Annotated in this window: 1 protein-coding gene; it reads right to left on the bottom strand. The window is 44.3% G+C overall.

Going from position 1 to position 24,090, the window contains the following annotated elements; translation table 11 throughout:
• Positions 1-61: 61 nt before the first annotated feature.
• Positions 62-24,079 carry an LEPR-XLL domain-containing protein gene (locus Q4486_RS10070; RefSeq protein WP_303519303.1) on the bottom strand — a complete coding sequence of 8,006 codons (24,018 nt, stop codon included), beginning with the start codon at positions 24,077-24,079 and terminating at the stop codon, positions 62-64.
• Between the last annotated feature and the right edge of the window lie 11 nt (positions 24,080-24,090).

Here is a 24,090-nt window from a genome sequence, read left to right as displayed (position 1 = left end):
GCAATACAACAGATAAAAGGGGTTGCAACGCAACCCCTACATTTGGGAATATCTAATGCAATTAGTGCTGAATATCCTCCCAACGAACATAACGAGATTCTTTGCTAGAAAGCGACCTAAAGTCAGACTCACTAGATATCACATGTTTTTTGGCTTTAGATTTATTCACGCTCATCACTGCCCATCCAGCAAAACCGGCCACAGCAGCTTCTAGACTAATTTCATTACCCAAAGGCTCTACTTTCTCTGTAGCGCCTTGCGTATCTTCAGCATCTAGCGTTTCTTCCTCACTACCTTGTAAGGATTCCTCATCACCTTCAACCTCAGGCTCAACAGGCAACTCAGGATTAATACACTCAACTGCTTCTTCCCCTTCAGGCTGATCCTCTGCAGTTTCACATGTAATCTCTTCGTTCTCTTCGTCCTGTGTAGGTTCTGTTATTTGCTCTTCGCCTGGAACCTCTTCAGTCTCATCACCCGCCGCAGTAGGATCAAATTGAATCACAACATCCACACCCGTTGCTTGAGAACCACTAAAGTTCTGAATATCCGCTAAACGCCCAAGTGCCGAAACCGCGTCATCCGTTAATGCAGTCCCTACTGCAATTCTACTACGCGCTACTTCACCCAAGTTTGACTCGGCAAACACTTTCTCCGCTAAATTACGGTAAACACCATTCTGGTCCCCTCTCAACAGGTCGACCGTACCTTGAGCAATAGAGATGACAGAGGTCGCTTTCTCATTCTCTAAATCAGTGCTGAAGATATAACGTGCATACTCACCGACCATGACATCATCTTTAAACGTACCGTAGAAGAAGTCATTACCTTCACCGCCAATCATACGGTCAAGGCCTGCACCACCACGTAAGATATCATCATCACCTTGGAACAGGTCGAATGCATCAAATACAATCGTGTTAGGGTTGCGTTTAATGCTACCCGCATCCCCCATGATCATATCGTCACCATCTTCACCAGCTAGATCATCTTTACCGAAACCACCAAAGATAATATCGCGTCCACTCCCACCTACAACCAGATCATTACCACCAAGCGTGAAATCATCAGTAGAAGCAAACAGGTAACGCCCTTCTTCATCATTTTCAATAAATCCGTCATCACCGATAATAATCGTTTCGCCAGATCCATTCGTTATATGATCATTACCTACACCAGCAATGGCTTCATCTGCACCACTACCGAGTGAGATTTGATCATCGCCACCGGTACTATTAACTAGATCAGTACTTTCTAGCCTATTACGTAAGCCTAAACTAAACGTAACATGCCCGTTATCACCGATAACACTATCATCACCGGCACTTACACTAATCATATCTCCACCAGCACCACCAAGAACAACATCATTACCGGCTCCTGACTCTATTGTATCAACGTCGCCAAGCTCATGTTCTACGGTATACGCTTCAAGAATAACTTCGTCGCTACCATAATTAAACACACCGTTATCACCAATAATATAATCATCACCGGATCCGGTAGTAATACGATCTTCGCCTAATCCACCTATAACCTTATTATTGCCTTCACCACCATCAATAATATCTGCACCGGTTACATCACCTGGTTCATCAACACTAAAGAATGTACGTACATGTCCATTACCATATAGCTGCATTTCACCGAAGTCACCCATGATCCAGTCACCGCCGGCATTGCCTTCTATATTGTCGGCACCAGCCCCACCGAAGATACGGTCGGAGCCTTCATTGCCTTTAATAAGGTCTGCGCTTCCTTCCGTTTGATCTTTTGTTAATAAGCGAACAAAACGATTATCCGTTAATAGCGCAATGGCATGATCACCAAAAATAATGTCATTATCACTAACCGTTATAGCAGCACCATCACCGTTACCACCATATAGATGGTCAGCCCCGACGCCCCCCATAATAAGGTCATCACCAGCATTACCTTTAATCGTATCAGAGTCCCCGTGAACAAGCTCAACGGTTATCACTGAATCTAACGTCAGAATATCAGTATCACCATCGTTATAATTAACAATGGCATGATCACCAATCAAAATATCCTGACCCATTCCACCTTCAATACTATCTTGTCCATGGCCCCCCATGATGATGTCATCATCAGCACCACCTTTAAGCAGGTCGTCAGCGATCTCGTTACGGTTTGTTGTCGTAATGTTAACAATTTGACCCGTAGTTAAGATTCTATTGGTATCAATCACTTGATTGATTACGCCTTTGTCACCAAAGATGACATCGTTTCCAGCGCCGCCATCGATATTATCTATACCTACGAGTAAGTCATCAGATGTTTCTAAATTATCATGAGCGGCATCAGCCGTATTCACTACTAATAATATTTGGGTTGATGTACTTAAACGTTTGCTCAAGTCGAGATTAAATCCAGAATCACCATAGAGATGGTCATTCCCTCCTAAGCCATTAATTGTATCCTGACCTGAACCACCAGCAATATGATCACCGTAGTTACTACCTGTTAAGACATCGTTGCCACGGCCACCATAAATTACGACAGAACCTGTAGCCCCTGATGCATCAATTACATCGTTTCCTGGGTTAGTGAATTCACGCCCTCTGCTTGTTTTCTCATCAGATGTTGCGGTATACGCTGAACCATCTTGAACTGAATCACCCAATATAATTAAAGGCGCATCAGCACCGCCACCGCCCGTTACTCTTAACGTATCGGAACCGCCTCCACCATGAACAACAGTGATCACACCGTCTTGTGTGCTTTCAACAGTAAACTGATCATCTTTCTCACCAAGAAGCGTTTCAATTACCTCTACACCATTGTAATGAATGCCATCAATACCCATACCTAAACCCGTTACTGTCGAGCTGGTTAGAATACCGGTATCAGCTTGTCGGCTACCGTCATTAAATAGATATAAAGTATCTGTTTGCTCTGATTCATCTGTATCGATATCAACCGTTGGTAAAGGCACATCCGTTTCAGTCGGCAGCATCACGGCTTCAGTCAATGAACGTTCTTTACCCGGAGGAACAGACCCTTCAATAATCAGCTTGCCTTGAATCAGATCAAGAGTATGAGGCTGTAAAGGAGGATTCTGAACAGGCTGCTTAGTGGAATCTACTTCAAACGCAGGGTTCACCGATACGATAATATCAATCGGCTGATCCCAATTAGCTGCATTGAATGTCACCGTCCCATCAACTGCATTAAATCTAGGATCCAAGCTGCTCACCAATGTTTGACCATCAGTTAACAGGTTAATTTGCACAGTGTGCTCATTATCCGGCGCCGTTGGGTCTTCCGGGTTCGTCGGCTTATCGCTCAACACGATGCTGTAACTATCAGTTACACCATCACTCACGATTGTTGAGCCTGCAGTCGGCGTAACAATTACGTTACCGTTGTCATTATCAATAACCTGCACTTTTAAGTCATCGGTAACAACAGCATTATACGCCGAACCTGATTCAGTCGTTGACGTCGTAAATGTAACGCCCGTACGGAACAAGTTTTCAATATCAGAATCCTCGTTTGCCGTCACAGTAACGGTTTGAGCCGTATTCCAATTGCTGTCATCAAAGGTTAGTACTGTTTTATCAAAGCTAATTTGATTCGGTGATGTTGTACTTGGTAATTTAATTTTCTCTGAAAGTATAACTGTAACCGTTTCACCATCAGCGGGTTTCTGAGTCAGAGCTACAGTGAAGGAATCACCTATCGTATTCCCCTCAACCACTCGTGTATTTAGGTCGGATGGGGTAACAATAAGATCCGCTTTGTCATTATCATAAACGGTGACTTCTACATTATTGATATCCAGCAAATTGAAATCAGGGTTGTCACTCAACACACTGTGGTTAATTACAACCGTACGCTCACCTTCGGCTGCATTATCATCGACGGCTTTAACATAGATTTTCTGATTACGCATCCAGTCATCTACAGAACCGTCCGCAGCAGCTGAGTCAAACGTTAGGACAACCGCTTCAAAGAAGTTCACGCCATCAGTAGAAACCAAAATACTGTCAGCAGGATCCCCCCCACCAATAGTCGCTAACTCTTTATCGCTAAGAGATGCTCGTGCGGCCGATACCGTGACATAAGCAAGGGTTGCCACAGAAGGCTTAGCAGCAGAAAGAGATACTTCATAGAAGTCATTAGTAAGTAAACCACTCTCATCGACGATAAGGCTACCATCAACCGTATCTACCTGAACTTTTCCAGTATCCTCATCCGCAACGTTCAATCCTATTCCATCGACAAAAATGCCATTAAAGCGCGGATCGTTACTCCAAGCACTGTGGTTAATAAAACCACTACGTCCTTCAACAGAGTACGAAACGATATCCGTAGTTACATCGCCAGCGACATTGAAAGTATCACTTCCTTTACCCCCAATAATGGTTGTTACAACATCTTCGCTTGTGCTCAGAATATAGAAAGTATCATCACCCTCTAAACCGTCCACTTCAGCAAACTCAATGCCTTCAAAACCAATATTTAGACCGGCACCAAAAATTCCATTTTCGGTAAGCATAAAGCTATCATCGCCCTCGGTACCTAGAACGATTAAAGTATCGTTACCTGCACCACCATCAATCTTCAACGGTGCATTAATACTGTATTGAATCTCGTCAGCACCATCGCCACCGAATAACTCAGTATCACCACCACCCGCAGTTTCCGTCGTTCCTTTCTTCAGGAATGCGCGGACAACAAAGCTGTCATCGCCATTTTCACCATAAAGTTTAGTTAACGCCTTATTACTATATACCGTGATCTGGTCTTCTCCGTCACCACCATAGACAATCATAGGCAAACTATTACCTACGCTCAGGAAGCCGAGTGTTGTTTCAGTTGTTTCAATTTCATCACCTAAAGCGACAAATGGGCTTAGGCGATCAGCACCGTAGAGCTGTCCAATTTGGAAGATATCTGCACCAGCACCACCATCCAGCGTTGTAATACTGCTGTTATCATCACTATAGAACTGGTCTGCACCAGCATGACCGTTAATGGTTAAACGAGCATTGATATTTTCGTTATAGTTTATACGTTCAACTGTTGTTACTGACTCTCCATGAAGGGCCGCAACAAATTTAGCACGTAGAAGGAAGGTATCATCTTGAGCAGTACCATTGATGGTTAACGTATCAGCACCATCATTACGTAAACCGCTGTCTTCGACATCGATGATATACCCTGCATCAGCACCTGTACGATTAATAACATAGCGGTCGGTATTAGCACCACCATCCAGCACAAACCTCTCATAGGTTCCTGTTGATGGATCAATATCACGTGTATGTAATTTATTAATTGTGATTAAGTCTTCGCCCAACCCGCCATTAACAAATGTATCACCATCAATACGTTGCACATCGAACAGGATAGTATCGTCTTGTATACCGCCATTAACATAGATACTTTGAGCATCGATTTTACCCTGAAGAATAACGTTTGACCCATCAGCATCAGCGCTCAACCAGTCAGCATTCACTGTAATATCTTGGCCTGCGACCAGCGAAGCATCAACATCAAGTAGTAAATCGTCACCTACATTCAAGGTGACACTGCCAAGCGTTGCTTCCACTGTTGCACTGTTTTGAATAGTCAGGTCATCATCGGTAACACTTGATCCATCAATCGCATCGTCATTGGTGTGCAATACCACACTTCCCGTATGAGAAACAATATCTTTATCAACCGTCATCGGACTCATTGCAGTAATAGTAATGCCTTGCTCTGCAACAACGCCCTGCAACTCAGTAATACCACCAATAGTTAAATGCCCGGTATTTGTAAGCAGCACACTTCCTCTAGTTGCGTTTGCTTCGAGGTTGTTAATTCGAGTCTGCAGCGCAAGCGCCCCACCAATACTACTACCAACCAGCAGTCGCGCACTGTCGGCAATAATATTTGCCTGACCCGCGACGTTACCATTGAGCAAACTATCATCAACAACAAGGTACACATCACTATCAGCTCTTGCCTCAACCTGCTTCAGCCTCAGGCTACCATTGCGTTCTGCAATTCGAGTGTCTAGGTAGCTATAACTGCTTAACGTACCCGTTGCCGATGTATCAAGCTCTAGCATGTTACCAAACTGGCCTATCGCCCCAGTTAGTGCAATTAACTCAATATCATCTGCTTTAATATCGATCGTTCCATCCGCAGATTTATCATTGGCGTTATCAGAAATACTGCCCGCTAATGCATCAAGAATGGAGTTTCCAGCTTTTAGGTAAACATCACCCGTAATTGATTCAATGTAGTCAACACGCAAATGACTATCTACAGCATTAATAAAGAGATTTGATCCGGCCTTAGCCGTTACCGCTCCAGATAATTTCACATCTAAATAATTATGTGATGACGCTCCAAAAGCCCCAACATCATTACCCGCAAACAATGAAAGATTTTGCGACGTTATATTAACGATGGCTGCGGCCGTATCCGTATATCTATCGGTGATACTTCCCGCTGCGGCAAGGTATACATTACCAGACGTATTAACCTTCTTAACGCCAATACTTGCACTACCTCGCTCCGAAGCATTACTCGTACCTGCAAGATTTTCGACCTTACCCGCTGTGATTGATATGTCACCTACAGCTGTTACGTCAGCAAGTAATAGATCATTAATCTGATATAAGGTGCCATTTATATTCGTGCTACCTTCTACTTGCCAAAGGTCAGCGCCGCCCGCCGAATCAATACTAAGCTCTGCCCCATTTGCCAGCTGGAAGCGCAAGGCACTGGTACTACCATCTGCAGCGGCCGCGTATTGATTACCACGTGAGATCATAACTAGATCATCCGCAGCAGAAACAGCGGCAGTAGCATGCTTTAATGTATCGACTATTGCGCCTGCAGCTTGTAAACGAATCCAAGAATTACTTTGGATACGTTCAATATTTAACGTTCCATCATGCGCTAAAGTAATCCCCTCTTTCGCATGAACAGTTACCGCTCCAGGGCCAGAAAGATCGAGATCATCCCAAAGCTGAATCGTTACATCTTGCAGCTGCATTACCAAATCGTTCTGATTTAGATCTAACGTAAGTGCTGGCGCCATAGTTTTGGTGCCAACTTTTGTCCACAGCGTTCCTATAGCTTCAAATTCAACAGACCGCAAATCAATCAAACCTGATGGACCGCTGTATTCAAAGAGTGCAGGAATACCATCTAAGTGAATTTGTACAACATCACCCGTTACGACATTAACCGGTACCGTTTGATTTTCAACAACATAATCAGCCGTTGCCAATTCCCACGTTGAGTGATCAGAATAATTAACATCAAACTGAGATACTTTACCGTCATCACCTAGATATTTGTAGAAGCTATATGTGGTCGAAACAACATCATTACCTGTTGCCTGAGATATAAGAATTTTATCTGAAGCTGACAGGTTATTAACGCCATTAGACATATCGATCGTTACGCGATCGCCTAATTTGCCAATACCTCCTTGATAAGCAAATAACTTAACCGTTGCGTTATCGGCAAGCGTAACCACATTTGGACTTTCTGTCGAAGGCGAACCCGCGCCGCCAACGATTGGCGTATCAGGATATAATTTAGCCACTAAACCTGGAGACAAAATGCTGTCGAACAACGGTTTATTCTCCGCAACCTTCGCCAACACTTTTGTTTTGAAAATGCTGTTGATTGACTTATCAGAAATAGCAGGATCTTCTACTTTCCACTGTGTCAATTGGTTATAGCTAATATCATATATAGACAGTGCATCAAGGCTTTCATTCAACTGTCTTAGTTTATCTTGCTGCTCAGCTAACTCACTACCGGTCAGATGAGAGAATATATTATTGTAATTAGTGTAGGTCGTAATATCACTATTATATGCTTCTCCATCAGCACGAATAACTGTCCAGTACTGGTGGTAAAGCTCAGTAATATCTTGAGCCTCATGCGTAATTAAAGATTCAGCATATAATTGCTGTGCTGTAGAGGTATCTAACGCAGAGGCTTTAACTTCTTCATTATTGGCATCAAGGATAGAACCATGAGTCGCAGCCAGCTCAATATTCCCTTCTGTCGACTTCACAGAAAAGAGTTCAGAACTCTTACCTGACTCGGTTATCAAGTTAAGATGGCCAGCACTTTCCGTTAACGTGATATTACCTTGTGCTAACGCATAAAGACCGCCACCGTCACCATGACGGTCCGAATCAATCTGTAACGACCCTATATCACCACCCAAAGCAAGCAATTCAATTCGATCACCTTCGATAGAAACTGATGCTACGTTACCATCTGCATTACCTGTGGCTTTAAACACACCACCTGCAGCATTGATAAAGACATTGCCACCCGCGGCTATGCTATCAATATGAAGTTCGTTAGAAGTTGTTGCTGGAGAACCGTCTCGGTTCAAACCTGGGTTATCATCGGCAACAACCCCAAGGCTAATGTTACCGTATGCAGAATAAAGCGTATGGCCACGAGAAGCGCTATTGCCTTCTAAAATCACTCGAATATCGTGTTTCGCCCAGATCGTTGCTTCTTTCGTTAACGCATAAACGCCATCAGACATAAGTACCGAACCGCCACTGGATTTAATATCCAATAAACCAACATCTGGCATATCGATTTTACCGCTTAAGGTAATATTACCAACACTATGGATCTTAATATTCGGTACTGAATTACCATCTAAGAAACCGATATCAATATCGTAATCTGCCTTTAAGGAATGGGTATAGTAGTCTTTCAGGCCTTCAATAATTGTTAACTTAGTATGAACTGTCTTTTTACGTAACCAGCCACCACCAGTAGTCCATGTACGAGACTTAACATCATTTACACTGGCATCCCCCCCCCTCTCTTCATACTTAATTGAGTAATCATCTGTTGCTGAAACCCAGTCATAAGCACCCGTTGTACCGTTAAGAACAACTGACTCAGATTCAAGCAGAGGTTTTTTATCTGTGAACTCAATAGTGCGCCATTTATAGCTATTATCCGCTACCAACCAATCTGCAAACGCATTATCACCAAATAGGTTAAAACTATTTTTTTCAAACTTACGAATTTCGGTCTTAGTTTTTTCCTGCCCTTCGGTCCAAACATAGCGCGTACCCTCATCAATCTGGTATTTGAAGGCATTAGGATTAGAGCTAGTTTGAGTTCCACCTTGTTGCACATAGTTGATCCGAGAAACTTCTCCCGTAGCAGCATTTGCTTGAACAAAGGTACCTGCATACTGAGTATGAGAAACCGTAGTTCCGTTAAATAGATACTCATTTTTAGTCAGTTTATAACTATCAATAATCGTGATTTTACCTTCACGGTATTGACTAGTATCAACCTCGTTCATGATAAGCTGGTAGCTACTCTTATTGTTAATATTAACCGCTGCATAGCCACTAGCCGCTATAATCCGGCCATTACCTGTACTCAATATCTGACCAGTAATATTAACTTCACCACCGGCGGGGATCAGGTCTTCAATAACAATTGCTTTACGTGACGCATCCCAGTAACCATTAACTGGTACTTGAACATCACCACTATTCGCGGCGAATTTAACACCATAGATAGCCCGACCTTGTTTGTTCGCAAGGTCAATATTTTGATTAAACGCATAGAAATCTTCTGAAATTTCTAAGAATACGGTATTCACACCACTCTGAATAAGACCGTTCACATTCAAGTATTGAGCATTAATATTAATAGTGCCCATTGACAATATTTGCGAGTCATCATCAAAAATAGCACCGTCAAGGTCGAAAGTTTCAGTCACCTCACTTTCCACTGTGATACTTGGTAAGAACCATGCTGTTCCTGGCAGGACGGTCGTTTCAGTCCAAGTAATACCAGTGCCTGAGCTGACAAAAGCTGTAGCGGCATTACCGTCTAAATTCCAAACTAAGCTCCGCGCTCCCCCGTAATTAACATACTGGCGAGGATCTTTATTCGTATGGAACCAAGATTCAGAGTTAAGAGTGAAGTCCCCTGCCGCAAAGAGGTGAATAGCTTCAGCACGAATTTGAGTAGAGACCTCAATAGCACCATCTTTGTTATTGATATACGCATCGCCATTTTCATTTACGACACTGCCACTGATGTACATGTTCATCGGGCCATCAGGCAATTTAAAGCCATTTAATGATGCCGGCGCATTTTTGTTGTCTTGGAAGATAGTAATTTTGTTCGTACTATAATCTGTCGCGCTATTGTCACGAATTGCAATACCATCAACACTCTTATAGTTAAGCTGAACGGCACCAGGCGTAAAGGTTTTAAGAGCACCACCGACAATATCAACTCGCTGGTTATCTTTGATAATGACGTCATTGACTCTTAGAGAAAATGGCACTGAACTAACCACCTCTATTCCAGCACCAGCTTTTGCGGACAAGTTATCAAGATTATCCAAATTCTGAAGAACCGCGGCGGCTTTACCATCAATCTGAATATACACAGACCCTGGAGATGCATAGATATTCGGTAAGTTCACAATCAGCATATCTAAAGATTCATTGTAAACCTTACCATCAGCATTTACGGTGTCATTTACATCCCAGTAACTACCTGCTGCCCCAACACTTTGCCACAACGCGGTATCACTAAAATCAGCATCCTTAAGAATAATCTGACCTTGATTAACTTTACTCTGATAAAAATCAGTGCCTGATTTAATGACCTGCCCATTATTAACAACATGTAGATAATCAGACAGGCCAAGTTTATCAATACTGCTGTTAATCTGCGCCAATTGTTCTTGGTAACGCGCAATCGCCTCAGGATTTGAACTATGGCTTTCAATCCATGATTGAACCTGTGCCTTTTGATCAAACAGAATCGTACTTAAATTGGTGTAAGTCAGATTCGGTGTTTCAAGTTCTTTCGGTTTAATCACATAGAATTCACCACTTAATGCTGCGGCTAAATTCGCAGTGACATTTTTGTCATAAATGGTATAAAGCGACTGATCAAATCCCGATGCCATTTTCTCCCACATACTCGAATTACCAAAATTGACTGTCGCCAAATTGGCTTCCGTACTTTCTTGAGGAGTATAACGGTAGAAGTTACTACCATCTTGGATAATGACATCTTGTGTCAGACGGAAGGTGATATTGTCGATATCAATTTCAACCAATTGATACTCGATGTCTGCTGGTAAACTAGGGATTTGCATCACCCCGTTTTCATCCGAGATACCAAAAAGAGCTTCTTTCGTTGCTTGGTCTAATGTAGATAGATCCAAAACGTGATCGGGGTCGTTTAGATACCCTTGAAGCGATGCCGGAATCTCAGCAATAGGCCGTACTTGTAAGAAGGTCTGATTATTGATGCCTGCACTCGCCTCAGCAGTATCAGCTATTAACAAGCTATTGTTATTAATAACTGAGCCATCGCGGTCTATATCTGACCCATAAGGTACGCCAGAGAGTGACAAGGTTAGTCCTGTCTCTACCGCTCGATCATTACCTCCAATACCTTCCCGGGCTTCAATAGTCACATCTTGCAGTGCCTTTAGGATCGCCTGATCACCAAGGAGTATATTATTCGTTTCTATGATATTTGCATCAGGTGCTGGGGAAGCGATACTTGCACCCGCCGACACTGTTGTCATCTCAACATTCGAGCTACTTTCTAAAATATCTAGAACACCTGATGCATTCTTACCCGCGAAGAGATAAATATCAGAGCTCTTAATATTGGTATTGCTCAAGTTAACAGCATTGTTAACGATGGTATTCGTATACGCTTCACCCCGTGCTGCTGTACTAAGCCCGGCAGCTGCAAGCACATTCGCACTTGCACGGTTTTCTGAATCAGCCTTAGCCGTAATATGAAGTTCGCCAGTCACGTTAGTAATATCAGCATCATCAATGTTTACAGTTGATGTTGACGTCGCATCAATTGATGAACGGGCAAAATTAATCCCCCCAACTAAACTAATCGTTTCTAGCCTTGCACTATCAATTGCCTCGATTTCATTCTCAGCTTCGATGCTTATAGCGCCAGGATCTTCGTAGCTACCCCATGCGAGCAAGTGTGTACCACCACCCACATTAATAATCGCCTGATTATTAAAAGTAGTGATACTGTTAAGCGCTGTAATCCCTGCTACTGATGCTGAACCTGTACGAAGGTTACTAGAGTTAGCAAACTTAACTTTTTCAACAGAGTTAAGTGCTGTAATGGTAATAGTATTTGCTTCAATAGAACCGTTAGCAACTGAGCCCGCTGTTGCAAGTCCAACATTTACATTAGCGGTACTGGCCATATCAATTTTCAAACCAGCACCTGTTCCAGCAGCCAAAGCTAACGCGTAGGCATCAGCACTCGCATCAACAATCTGGTCATGTAGGCTACCCAAAACAAACGCATCAACTTTTACATCAATTCCTCGACCAACATTAGCTTCTACTGCCTGTCGGCTAGTTACATCACTCTGAGAACCTAGGCCTGCAACAAGACCACCACCAGCAGCAATACTGGTTGAAAGAAGATCGTCTTTACCTTCAGCATTAACATTCAATGTCCCCGCAGAAACAACACTGTCATCACCTAGCTGGGCAACCACTTCCACAACGCCACTACGCCCCAATGTGATATCGGCAATCATCGCCCCGATAGCAACAGCACCCGCGGCACCACCTCCGGCATCCGCGCGCGCATAGTTATTACCTAGCGCATAAATTGTAACCGTTCCAGTTGCCTCTAATGTAGACGCATTACTTTCAGCATTAACCGTGGTTGTCATTAATACTGTGGACTTGTTACCCGTAGCGCCCACTAAACCAGCGGCAACACCAATAACTTTGGTTTTATTTACTTTATCAATAGCCTGCGCATCAATATTAATATTAGATGCACTAATTACCGTATTCTCGGTCAGAGCGGATACACTACTACTAATCGTATTATCAACGAGTGCCGCCCCAAAACCGCCGCCTAACGCAACCGCAAGGGCAGCTACCTCAGAATCAATTGTCGCCTCTTCTAATGCTATAACATCAACATCAGCGCCAACTAGAACCCCGCCATTTTTAATATAGCTCTCAACTTCATTGGCTACAGTATTATTTATATCAACACCAGTAATCGCGCCGCTAATTGGCGCTAAACTTAATGCTGCGTTATAGGCCTTAGCGTCTGAAATATCCGTGTCTGCATGAGCTTTAACCAGAAGAGAGCCCTGCAGTACAACACGCCCAGCACTACCATTATCAATATACGCTTTAACACGGTTATTAATTTTATTAGTAACTTTCGAAGCCGAGGCAGCAAGACCTATTGAGGCGGAGACCGCAGCAGCAGCACCATAAGCTTCAGCTTTCTTAATATCACTCTCGGACAGCGCTTTAATAGTAACATTACCAACTGATGTGACTTTACTGTTGTCAGCGTAAGCCTGAACATCTGAACTAATAATATTGACCAGATCAACACCGGCGACGGCAGCTGCACCGCCTGCACCTAATGCTGCAGCACCCGCAAAAGCGACCGCATCAATCCACTCATTTGCATGAGCATTAATACTAACATTGCCTTCAGGAGTCGTTACTGTCGAATCTTTTACAAAAGCGAGTGTACGGTTACCAAACAAACTAGTGTCGTTTTCACTATTCACCCCGATGAGGTTGCTCGCAACACTGGCACCCATTGCGCCAGCAGCAGCGCCCGCCGATGCTGCTGCGGCACCAACTAAGCTCGTAATCTCTGCTTCGTTCATCGCAAGCAGGTTAATATCACCTTCACGCGCGAACAACGTACCATTATCAGCATACGCTTCGACGACCGACTCTATGATGTTAGTTGCTTCCGCACCGGAACCTGCCAAACTAACACCAATACTGATAGACGCTGAAAAAGACGCGGCAATTGCGTGCGCATTGATATCACTGATCTCTTTGGCCGCAATAGTAATATCACCAGTTTCAGCAACAAGCTCACTGCCTTTAACATAGGCAGCAACATGATTGTTAACCGTATTTTTGGCAATAGCGACACCGATAGAGACACTACCACCAGCCCAACCAGCAGACACAGCAGCTGCCGCGCCAATTGATTTTGTTTTAATAACAGAGTTATCAACTGCCGCAATAGCAATAGATTCTGCAGTAACCCCTGGTTTTGCCTGACTTACAAAGAGATCTAACTGGGCTTTAGCCTCAGCAACATCGCTATCTATTAAATCAATAATGAATAGCTCGTCAGCATCAATCTGTGCCTTTGCATTAATTTTGTATTGAGATGATGTAGATGTATCCGCATCAATTGCGGCTTTAAGATCAATTGATTCTTGCGCCAGATCAACTTTTGCAGCTGCAGCGTGAGCATCTATAGCCGCTTTTTCCTCATCGGCCTCTGCTTGAGCACGAGCCAGTGCATCCGCCAATGACTGAGGGTCACTACTATCAATATAAGCGGCTATATCCGTATTAATTTCATTGCGGCTATCACTGCCCGCGGCTCCCGCTGCAACACCAACCTGACCAAAACCAAGCGCCAAACTAACAGCAGTCACATTAGAATCAATCTGCATATTGCCATCAGCCGATACAGACAAAGCACCGATGCTAACGATTTCACTATTATCAATATATGACTTAACAACAAGCCTATCCGCAGATGTACCAATAACGTTTTTAGCTAAAGACACACCAACTGATGCTCCGACGCCAACCGTACCACTCGCACCGGCACCAACACTTGCAGAGACAATTTCGGCATCAATATCAGATTTATTCTCGGCATCAAGTACCAAGGTACCCGCACTATTAAACGAACTATCTCTGATACTTGATGATGTCGAACCAGTTATCGTGTTTACTGCGTCAGTTCCGGCTGCACTCACCCCAAAACCGGCGGTGCCACCAAAACCAGCAGCAACCGATGCCGCAGCAGCCGTTGCCTTAATTGTCATATCCGACAATGCATTAACAGTGATAGCACCATCAATTGCTTCAGCTTGTTTTAGGCCTTTAATATATGCATCAGTATTGCTATCGATTGTATTGGTCGCGACCGAACCACCAATAGAGATTGCTCCGCCCAGCGTTCCCCCAACAGCTGCGGCAACAGAAACGGCAACCGCCGTTGCATCTACTGTGGATTCATTTTTCGCATCGATATTAATAGCAGTCGCGTCGATAAATTCAGACGTTGTACCAGTATTATCGATATAAGCGGTTACATCACTATAAATATCATTGGTTAAACCAACACCTGCACCCGATGCCGATACGCCTCCAGTACCACCGACGGCGACTGCAACACTACCTGCGACATTCAAAGCATCGATGTCCATTTTGGAATAAGCATCGACATCTAGCAGGCCTTCTGTATCAACTTTACTCTGCTTTATAAAGCTTGCTACAGATAAGGCTTTACTCGCCGTTCCAATACGGTTATTTGCTATAGATACACCGATAGATGCGGCCCCCCCTACGCTCGAACCAGCACCAACAGCCCCTGAAACAGCGATTATTTGAGCTTCAACATTTGTAATATTTTTAGCATTGAGCGTAACGTTGCCTTCGGATTCAACCTTACTTCCTTCGATATAAGCAGAAGTATCGCCAGCGATATTATTATCTGCTTGAGCACCCGCGCCACTTAAACCAACGCCTAAGCTGCCTGTACCGCCAGCAATCGCGAGTGAAGCTGCTGCTGACAGTGCATCAATTTTGCCTCGAGAAAAGGCTTCGATATTGATTCCACCGTTCTCAATATCCAGATCATCAACATTCTTCACATAAGCACTAACATCACTGGTGATATCATTTTCCGCTAGTGATACACCAATGCTCAGCGTTACAGCATTACTACCTAGCGCAGCACTTAGACTCGCGGCTGCAGCATCGGCATGAATATCTGATTTATTGTCCGCTTTAATATCCAGCGAAGCCGCTTCTACGACTAAACCGTCGTTCTGGAGATTTTCAATGTAAGCCCCTGTATTACTAACAATCGTATTGGTTGTAGAAACACCTGAACCTGAGCCTGACAAGCTAATGCCGCTACTTCCTGCTACCGCTACACTACCGGCAACCGTTAGTGCATCAATATCCATCTCAGACAGCGCATCAATATCAATAGCGCCTGTTGCCTTAACGGAACTCTGTTTAATGTAGCTCGTTACATCAAAAGCGTTGGAAGATGAACCAATTTTGTTGGTTGCAATGGCCGCCCCAACAGACGCCGCACCTGCATTAGAGCCAACACCTACCGCCCCTGAAAAGGCTAAGATCTTAGCTTCAATCGCTGTATCATTTTTCGCATTAAGCACAACATTAGCAGCCGACTCTACGGCACTATTCTCAATAGATGCTGAGGTACCGCCTAAAATAGTATTTTCTGCATCAGCACCCGCACCACTCAGTGCAACACCTAAGCCACTACCACTGGCTGTAAACGCAACAGAAGCCGCAACCGAAAGCGCTTCGATCTCTCCGCGAGACAATGCTTCAACTTTGACATCACCTGACGTGGTTTTTAATTTATCGACACCTTTGACGTAAGCATTAACCGAACTATCGATCTCATTTTCAGCGAGTGAAACACCAATGGTGAGAGATCCACCCGTGCCCTGACTAAAGGTAGCACTGAGCGCAGCCGCAGCTGCATCAGCAGTAATATCCGATTTATTATCAGCCGTTATGGTTATTGAGTTAGCTGAAACGTTTTTATTGGTAGCGTTCGAATTATCAATATAAGCCGTTGTGTCGCTATAAATAGTGTTTGTTGTCGATACACCAGAACCTGCTCCAGCGATACCAGCACCATCCTTTTTGACAGCAACAGCTACGCTTGCCGCTACGACCGTCGCATCAATTTCCTGCTCGGATAATGAGTTAACTTTCAAATAACCTTTAGTATCAAGAACAGAACTATCTTTGATGTATGCTCGTGAAAGTTGAAGGTTACCAGACTCGCCAATCTTGTTCTCCGCAACCGCTGCGCCGATAGCCACACCCGCGCCACCAGTACTAACAGAGAGTGACGCCGCTACAATAGCCGCATCTAAGGTTGCTTTATTAGTCACATCGACATCAAGATTGGTCAGCTTCGTAACGCTGCTGTCTTTGATATAAGCCTCTGAATCACCATCAATAGTGTTGAATGCAAAGGCACCCGCACCACCAATAGAAAGTCCCGAATCTTTGCTAAACGTTGCAGATAAAGACGCCGCTACCGCAGTCGAACCTAGATCAGCCCCTTGATATGTTCGAACATCAAGATCACCGTAATTTGCTTCAACATCTGTCTCTTGCGGATCCAAGCTAAGCGAAATACCATCGACATAAGCCTTGGTATCACGAACGATGCTATTCGAGGCAACGGTCGCGCCGATTGAGATACTGACGCTGCCTCCAGTCCCTGCAAGAGCAACACCGTAAGCATCATTCCTCAAGACCGAGTGATCTTCCGCTTTCACCGTTACATTCGCAGCCTTGACGGTTTCTGGAATAGCCAAAGCACGATCGTCTTTCAAGTATGCTTCAATAGAACCATCAATATCATTCTCTGCAACCGTAGCAGCAATCGCTAAAGCACCGGTTTTACCACCTAGTGCAACCGAACCACTTAACGCAACGACTTTAACCTTAGCTTCCGACTTCGCATTAATATCTAAATCACCTAAACTCTTAATCTGTGAATTAGAGATACCTGCTTTAATATTGCTGGTAATATCGTTGAGAGAGACACTGACGCCAACGGTGCCTGAAGCCCCACCTTTAGATAAACCAATCGCAAATCCACCGCCATCTGCAATAATTTCAGATGTATCTTTAGCCGTTAGAGATAGCGTTCCAACAGTCTCGACATCACTCTCATGGATATCCGCTTTTATTAAGCTATCAATCGTATTATTAATAACTGAACCAGACAACGCTCCGCCAATCCCACTGCCAGTACTCGCAGACAGCGCACCACTAAATGCCAGCGAATGCATTTCAAGCTTAGTTTCACCATCAACAGATAGACCGCCTTTATTCACTTTTACAGTACTGCCGGTGATGCGAGATCTTACATTGCTTGTAATCGTATTAGCCGAATACGCTGCACCAAAGGAAGCTGCAGCATTCGTGCTCTTAACCGCAGCAATACCGCCAGCAAACGCCAAAAGATCAATCACCTCTTTGGCACCTAAAGTCACATGGCCTTTTGTAACCCCTGCACCGACCAACCCATAGGTTGTCAAATCTGCGTTTTCAATAAGCGCATCGGTATTGGAAGTAGAGTTAAAAATTGTCACCGCACCAGAAGCTGCACCTGTTTTCGTGCTGGCGGCAAGACTTGCTGTACCTTCTATAATATTTTGCTGCGTGTCAGCTGTAATATCGACATTGCCAACCACATCCGCTTTACTACCGCCCTTCAAGGATGCTTCAGCATTATTTGTAATATTCAGTACGTCAACCGCAGCACCAACCGCGACTTTCCCACCAAAGACAATACCGCCGGCAAAACTAAAAATACTATTAGTGACATCAGTATTGATGACCAACGCACCGGTCAAATTCAACGTTGAGCCAGTAACAATGGCGTCTACCGTACTGTTAATATCATTAATATTAACAGCACCGAAGAGGGCAACTTTAGACTCTTCTCCCGTCGTAACCGAGCCACCAGCGGTGACATTGATTAAACGGCCTTCACTGACAGCATTAAGCGTCAGACCATTGGCTTGAATCACTGAGTTTGAAGCGAGGACATGCACGTTCTGTGTTAAATCATTGTGAGCAAATGCACCTGCAACGGCTGCACCGCCTTTTGCCTTGGACAATACCCCTGCAATAGCAACAGAGCTTGTATCGTTTTTAGCTGATAGGTCTACATCTTCTGCAGATTCCAAGCGCGTATCATTTACAGCCGCAACAACCTCATCACTTAAGGTATTAATCGCAACGTTTCCTGCGATACTAATACCTGAGCCACTTCTTGCGCTCTCGGACGTTGGCGCTGATTCTCCGCCTGTTGCAGCATCATCAGAACCACCAGTATCAGCAGAACCTCCACTTGAACCACCACTGGCAGTAGCAACCGCTGCAGAAATCGAATACAAATCGACCTCATTAACAGCACTAATATTAATGCTATTTTTAGCAACATCGTCTGGCGCAGTCCCCTCTGTGTAGTTCTTATCAGCACTTAACGAACCAACCGCAGTGAAATTCTGAGCAGTAAATGTTGTATCTAATACCGTATCAGTTTCAAAAGTCAGTAAATCATCACTTACTGACGCTATACGCAGAAATTCTTCAGCGCCATCAGCGAGCGTAATTTTAACCAGCTGCCCCTCTTTAAAACCGTCATCTAACCAACTGCCATCACCGCCACGAGACGCAGTAGCATTAACGCCCGCACTTGGTGTTACAGTGATCGTTGGCGAACCCGAAACCGACGCTGCTTCAGTCGCAGACACAGACGCATCGACTTGAGCCTTTGTAATCGTTGCAATATCATTGATAACAACACTAGCGCCAGCACCGAATGAACCACCACGCTGGATGGCCATACCCACCAAAATCGCAGTACTGTCTTGCTGAGCATCCAAACTGATACTTTCAGCATTAACCGTAGCGCTATCATCAATATTAACAATCGCGCTACCATCATATTCGTTGTACAAAATATTGGCGGAAAGACCTGCCTTAGACGATTTACCGCTCGATTGCCCTATCTGTAAAATTCGCTGTAATGCGGTACTCGTTAATGCGGCAACATCACCGGCTTGAACAACAACATTACCTCCCACCTCAGTTAACGCATCATTATCAACAGTGATCCACTGCACCGAACCGCCGATACCCAGCTTCCCACTATTTGCACCTTTAACCGCCGATTTTATATCAGGAATACCGGTAATATTTATAGTATCGATTAATGCATCACTACCAATGGAAACATCCGTTCCGGCAACAACCAATGCACCATCTTCCAATACCGTTTCAGCGGTATTTGTCACATCAATAATGTTAACGCTCGCAGAGATGCTCTTACCCTTATCCCCATCGGCTTTAGCCTGCGCAGCCACGTAAGATGAAGAAATATTATCTGGCACGCCACCCGTTTTATTCAAATAAGGTAATAACGCAGTCAAGTTATCAAGCTGTTCCATTACCTGTATTTGGTAAGTGTCCACACTATCAATAAAGGCCACAGGGTCACTCGTACGGATCGTTTCATCTGGTGATGGCGGCATCTGGAAGCTTTTGAATTTTTCTATATCGTCAAGTAAATCGACCTGATCAGGAATATGCGCTTCCGATAAAATAGTGATAGAACCCTGAGCTCTTACTTGAGACCCGGTACGCAAAATGACATCAGCATTATTCACAAACTGATTATAGGCGACAGCACCACTAATGGCTGTCATCGCACCTGACTTGGCTCCCGCCAACAAGATCAATCGGTAGTTATCTTCTGCCATCGCAGTAACCGACAAGTCACCCGTAGCATTAACTGAACCTGATAGGTCTAATAAGGCGTCATTGCTACTGTGCCCAATTAAAACACCTGCCCCTATTTCTAGCTTAGCTGGCCCCATCGCTTTAGTAACAGCATCAGGCATTGTCGGCAGCTTGCTCATAACCCCTTTCAATATCTTTTTCTGAAGAGCCGTCATTCCTTTAGCAATCGCATCAACCCCCAAATCATGAACTGCATTCACGGATTGAGAGTTCAAGGTAATATCACTACCGGTGATACTACCTGCCACATTTAAAATACTATTGGATGTATAGTCACTGATAGCGAGACCAGCTGCCCCCCCCCCTTTACCTGCAGCAGCGCCCGCACTAACAGTAAAGTTATTTTCCACACCAGAATCCACAGTAACGAACGTACCTGCGGCCAAACTACTGGTTTCAGCGAGATCAATTTTACTTTCAGATGCGGCTTCGCCATACGCTACAGCAAGGCTTGGCCCTGGGATTTTTAAAAACTTATTAGCAACAGCATTACCAACAAGCCCCAACTTCCCAACCGCCGATGTAGCATTCATAGTATTAAATGAATCGGACTCAATGGTAATCGCCCCATCTGCATTCAGGGCCGAATCTGCCTTCACATTGATATAAGATTTAGAATCAGAATCGACAAAAACTGCACCAAGAATCATGCCAGGGCTGTTCAAAACGGCATAAGAAAGCGCTGAAGATTTAACGTCGATATCACCTGACGCGTTAAACGTAGCCCCCTCAATGTCGATTTGACTCGTCGCTTTAGAGCTTAAGAATTCAACCGGCATTGCAATATCAAGAACACCACTTTTATCAATAGAACCTGCCAGCAAGCCTTCTAGATCACTCGAAACAAGATCACCACCCACACTCGCTGCTTGTGCAGACATATCAATGAGAGCGCCATCAGGCCCACGTGCAAGTAGCGGCATTGCAGCTTCCGTATATGTTGCATACATTTGCTTAATAACAACATCATCAGCCGTTGTGCTTTCATCAGCAACCGCATCGGTCGGCAAAAGAGTGATCACCTCATCCGTTACAGCCACAATGGTAAACTCAGCCCCATCATTTGCTGAATCTGCGCCGACAACTTTAATGATATGGCCGACTTCAAAGCCATCTTTATCCCAATCACTTTGCGTGATGCTTCGCGTAATTGTTGCACCTTCCAAGCGCACAGCTTCAGCCGCAGTTACCACCTGATCCGCTAACCCTTGCTCCTTATCGATATAAAGAGTCTTACCGTCAGCAGAAACGCTCTTAACTTTGTAAGGTCCACCATTAAGCGAGTTTTCGCTGAAACGAATATAATCACCCGCAATGACGTTGCTCCAAGTTTCACCCGCTGTAGTTATATGTATTTCATCATCCGAGCCAGCAACTTCTACAAATTCAAAATCCACAAGACCATCGGCACTACTTACCGCTGAATGGGTAGCACCCGCAGCAAATTCAATACCGGTATTTTCTGGGTCATACGAAGCAGGAGGAAGCGTGGAACCAATATCTAATGTAGCGAGCGCAAAACCATTTACCGCGGCATCTAGTAGCACATTGTCGATTTCAAAGTCGATATATTTACTGCTATTAGCCGAGCTTGTCACATTGATATTGCGCGCATTAAAGGTGGCAGCCCCGATAAAAATAGAGGCATCAGCCTGGACATCATCAGTGAAAGGATTAAGAGCATCCTCCAATATCGATATCAAACTTTCACTGATTTCAGATTCGACATGCAGAGTGATATCACCATCAACGTCTAACGTAACGCCGTCAGATATCACAATAGACTTAGCTGAACTTAACTGCAGATGACCTGTTGTCGTAATATTTGAATCGACCGTCAGCGTATCCTGAAAAGCAACACTTAAAGACGCTAAAGCTATATTTTGCGCCGTAAACGTAATGCTATCGCTACCAGCACCGGTCTGAAACGCTAACGATGTAACAGCATTCAAATCAACCGTTTGGCTGTAACCATTAAAGCCATTGGTAATTTTCAGTGTTTGCGTATTACCACTATCGTAATCTACAACAAACTGGTCATTTTCAAGACTAGAATAGACTGTCGCAATACCACCATTAGAAACGACAATGAATGAAGGTATACTCGACCCTGAGCTACTATCAAGCCCAGTAAAGCGGATCGTTTCGACCGATGTTAGTAATGACCCCTGAAGGTTACTATCTATCGAATCAAAGCCAGCCCCACCATCGATAGAATCGGTACCAGCCGTTGCTGTAATAACATCATCACCGTCACCAGCAATAATGATATTTTGAGACGCATCACCCGTTAGCTGATCACCATACTGGGAACCCGTAACATTGCTAAAACCAGAAAAGCTCGTAAGACCTGTTGCCGTGCCGGCAAGCAAATCAACATCAACTCCCCGCCCGTAAGCAGAGTAATCCAACGTATCACCCGCAGACGCTTCTAAATTTTCGACGCCGTCAAAAACGACATTACCCACTTGACCTGATCCATTAGATTTCATTGACCACGTAGTAGAGCCATTCCCCGCTTTCAGTTTATTCTGACCTGCCCCAGCAACAAAACTAACAACCAAACCTGACGCATGATTTAAAATGCTTGTATCAATAACCAGCGTTTCATCCGATCCATCTGCGCCTTTAATCAGCAGGCCATCTATTCTTGCCAAATCAAATTCAGCAACCACATCCGTAACCGCCGGACTCGCGGCAGGATCTGGCGTAATACTATTATCTATAATCTGAATATTACCCGCATCAGATGGATCGATACGAACAGTCAGGTCAGCACCAGCACTTGCCACATAAACATCATCAAAAGAGGAGACCGAAGCGCCTTGCAATGTACCTAATAGCGTATCCACCCCTTCACCACCACTCAGGGTATCACCGCCCGCAGTAATAGTGACGGTATCGTTCCCTTGCCCACCCGACAAGGTATTGGTAGATGCATCACCACTCAAACTATCATCATAATTGGAGCCAGTTACATGCCTAAAACCTGTAACCTGAGAAAAACCTGAAGCCTGCTCAGCACTTAAATCAACAGTAACACCACTGTCATAAGCGGAATAATCAAGCGTATCACCAACCGCAGCATCTAATTCCTCAACACCGCTAAAATAGACACTTCCGACATTCCCCTTACCACTAGAAACAATTTCCCAATTGGTGGAGCCATCACCCGCGATAATGGAGTCATCGGCACCATAACCGCCGAAAAAGTTAACGACTAAACCATCTGTATTATTTAATATTTCATCAGCAATGGTTAATGATTCAGCTGAACCATCTTGGCCTTGAATAGTGACAGAATTAATATCATCAAGCACATAAGAGGCAACGACAGGATTAGGGTTCCCTGCAGCGGTAGGATCAATCGTATTATCAACGATTTCAACAATAGTTCCGGCATCGTTAAAGCGAACTGACAAATCGGCAGCAGCAGTCGCAGTAAAAATAGGGTCGGCAGACAATAGCAATCGAGGCTCTAAGTTCTCAAGTCTAAAGCGATCATTTCGCAATCGTTTACGGGCGGTTTTTTGCTTAATTCGCTCATTTAGTTGACTGAGATTGATCGTCTCTTTAATCGCAGTCCATACCTGGCTTTTAGCAATCCCTTTCAGCTGAGAACCCATAATCCTTACCC

Origin of the sequence: Neptuniibacter sp. 2_MG-2023 (assembly GCF_030547495.1) — a bacterium.
Lineage (GTDB): Bacteria > Pseudomonadota > Gammaproteobacteria > Pseudomonadales > Balneatricaceae > Neptuniibacter.
The sequence above is the reverse complement of the archived record's forward strand: the minus strand, read 5'-3'. Positions and strand labels throughout refer to the sequence as shown.

Excerpts from the sequence above, each read along its gene's own strand:
- Q4486_RS10070 (WP_303519303.1), bottom strand. The coding sequence starts at position 24,079 with ATGGGTTCTCAGCTGAAAGGGATTGCTAAAAGCCAGGTATGGACTGCG.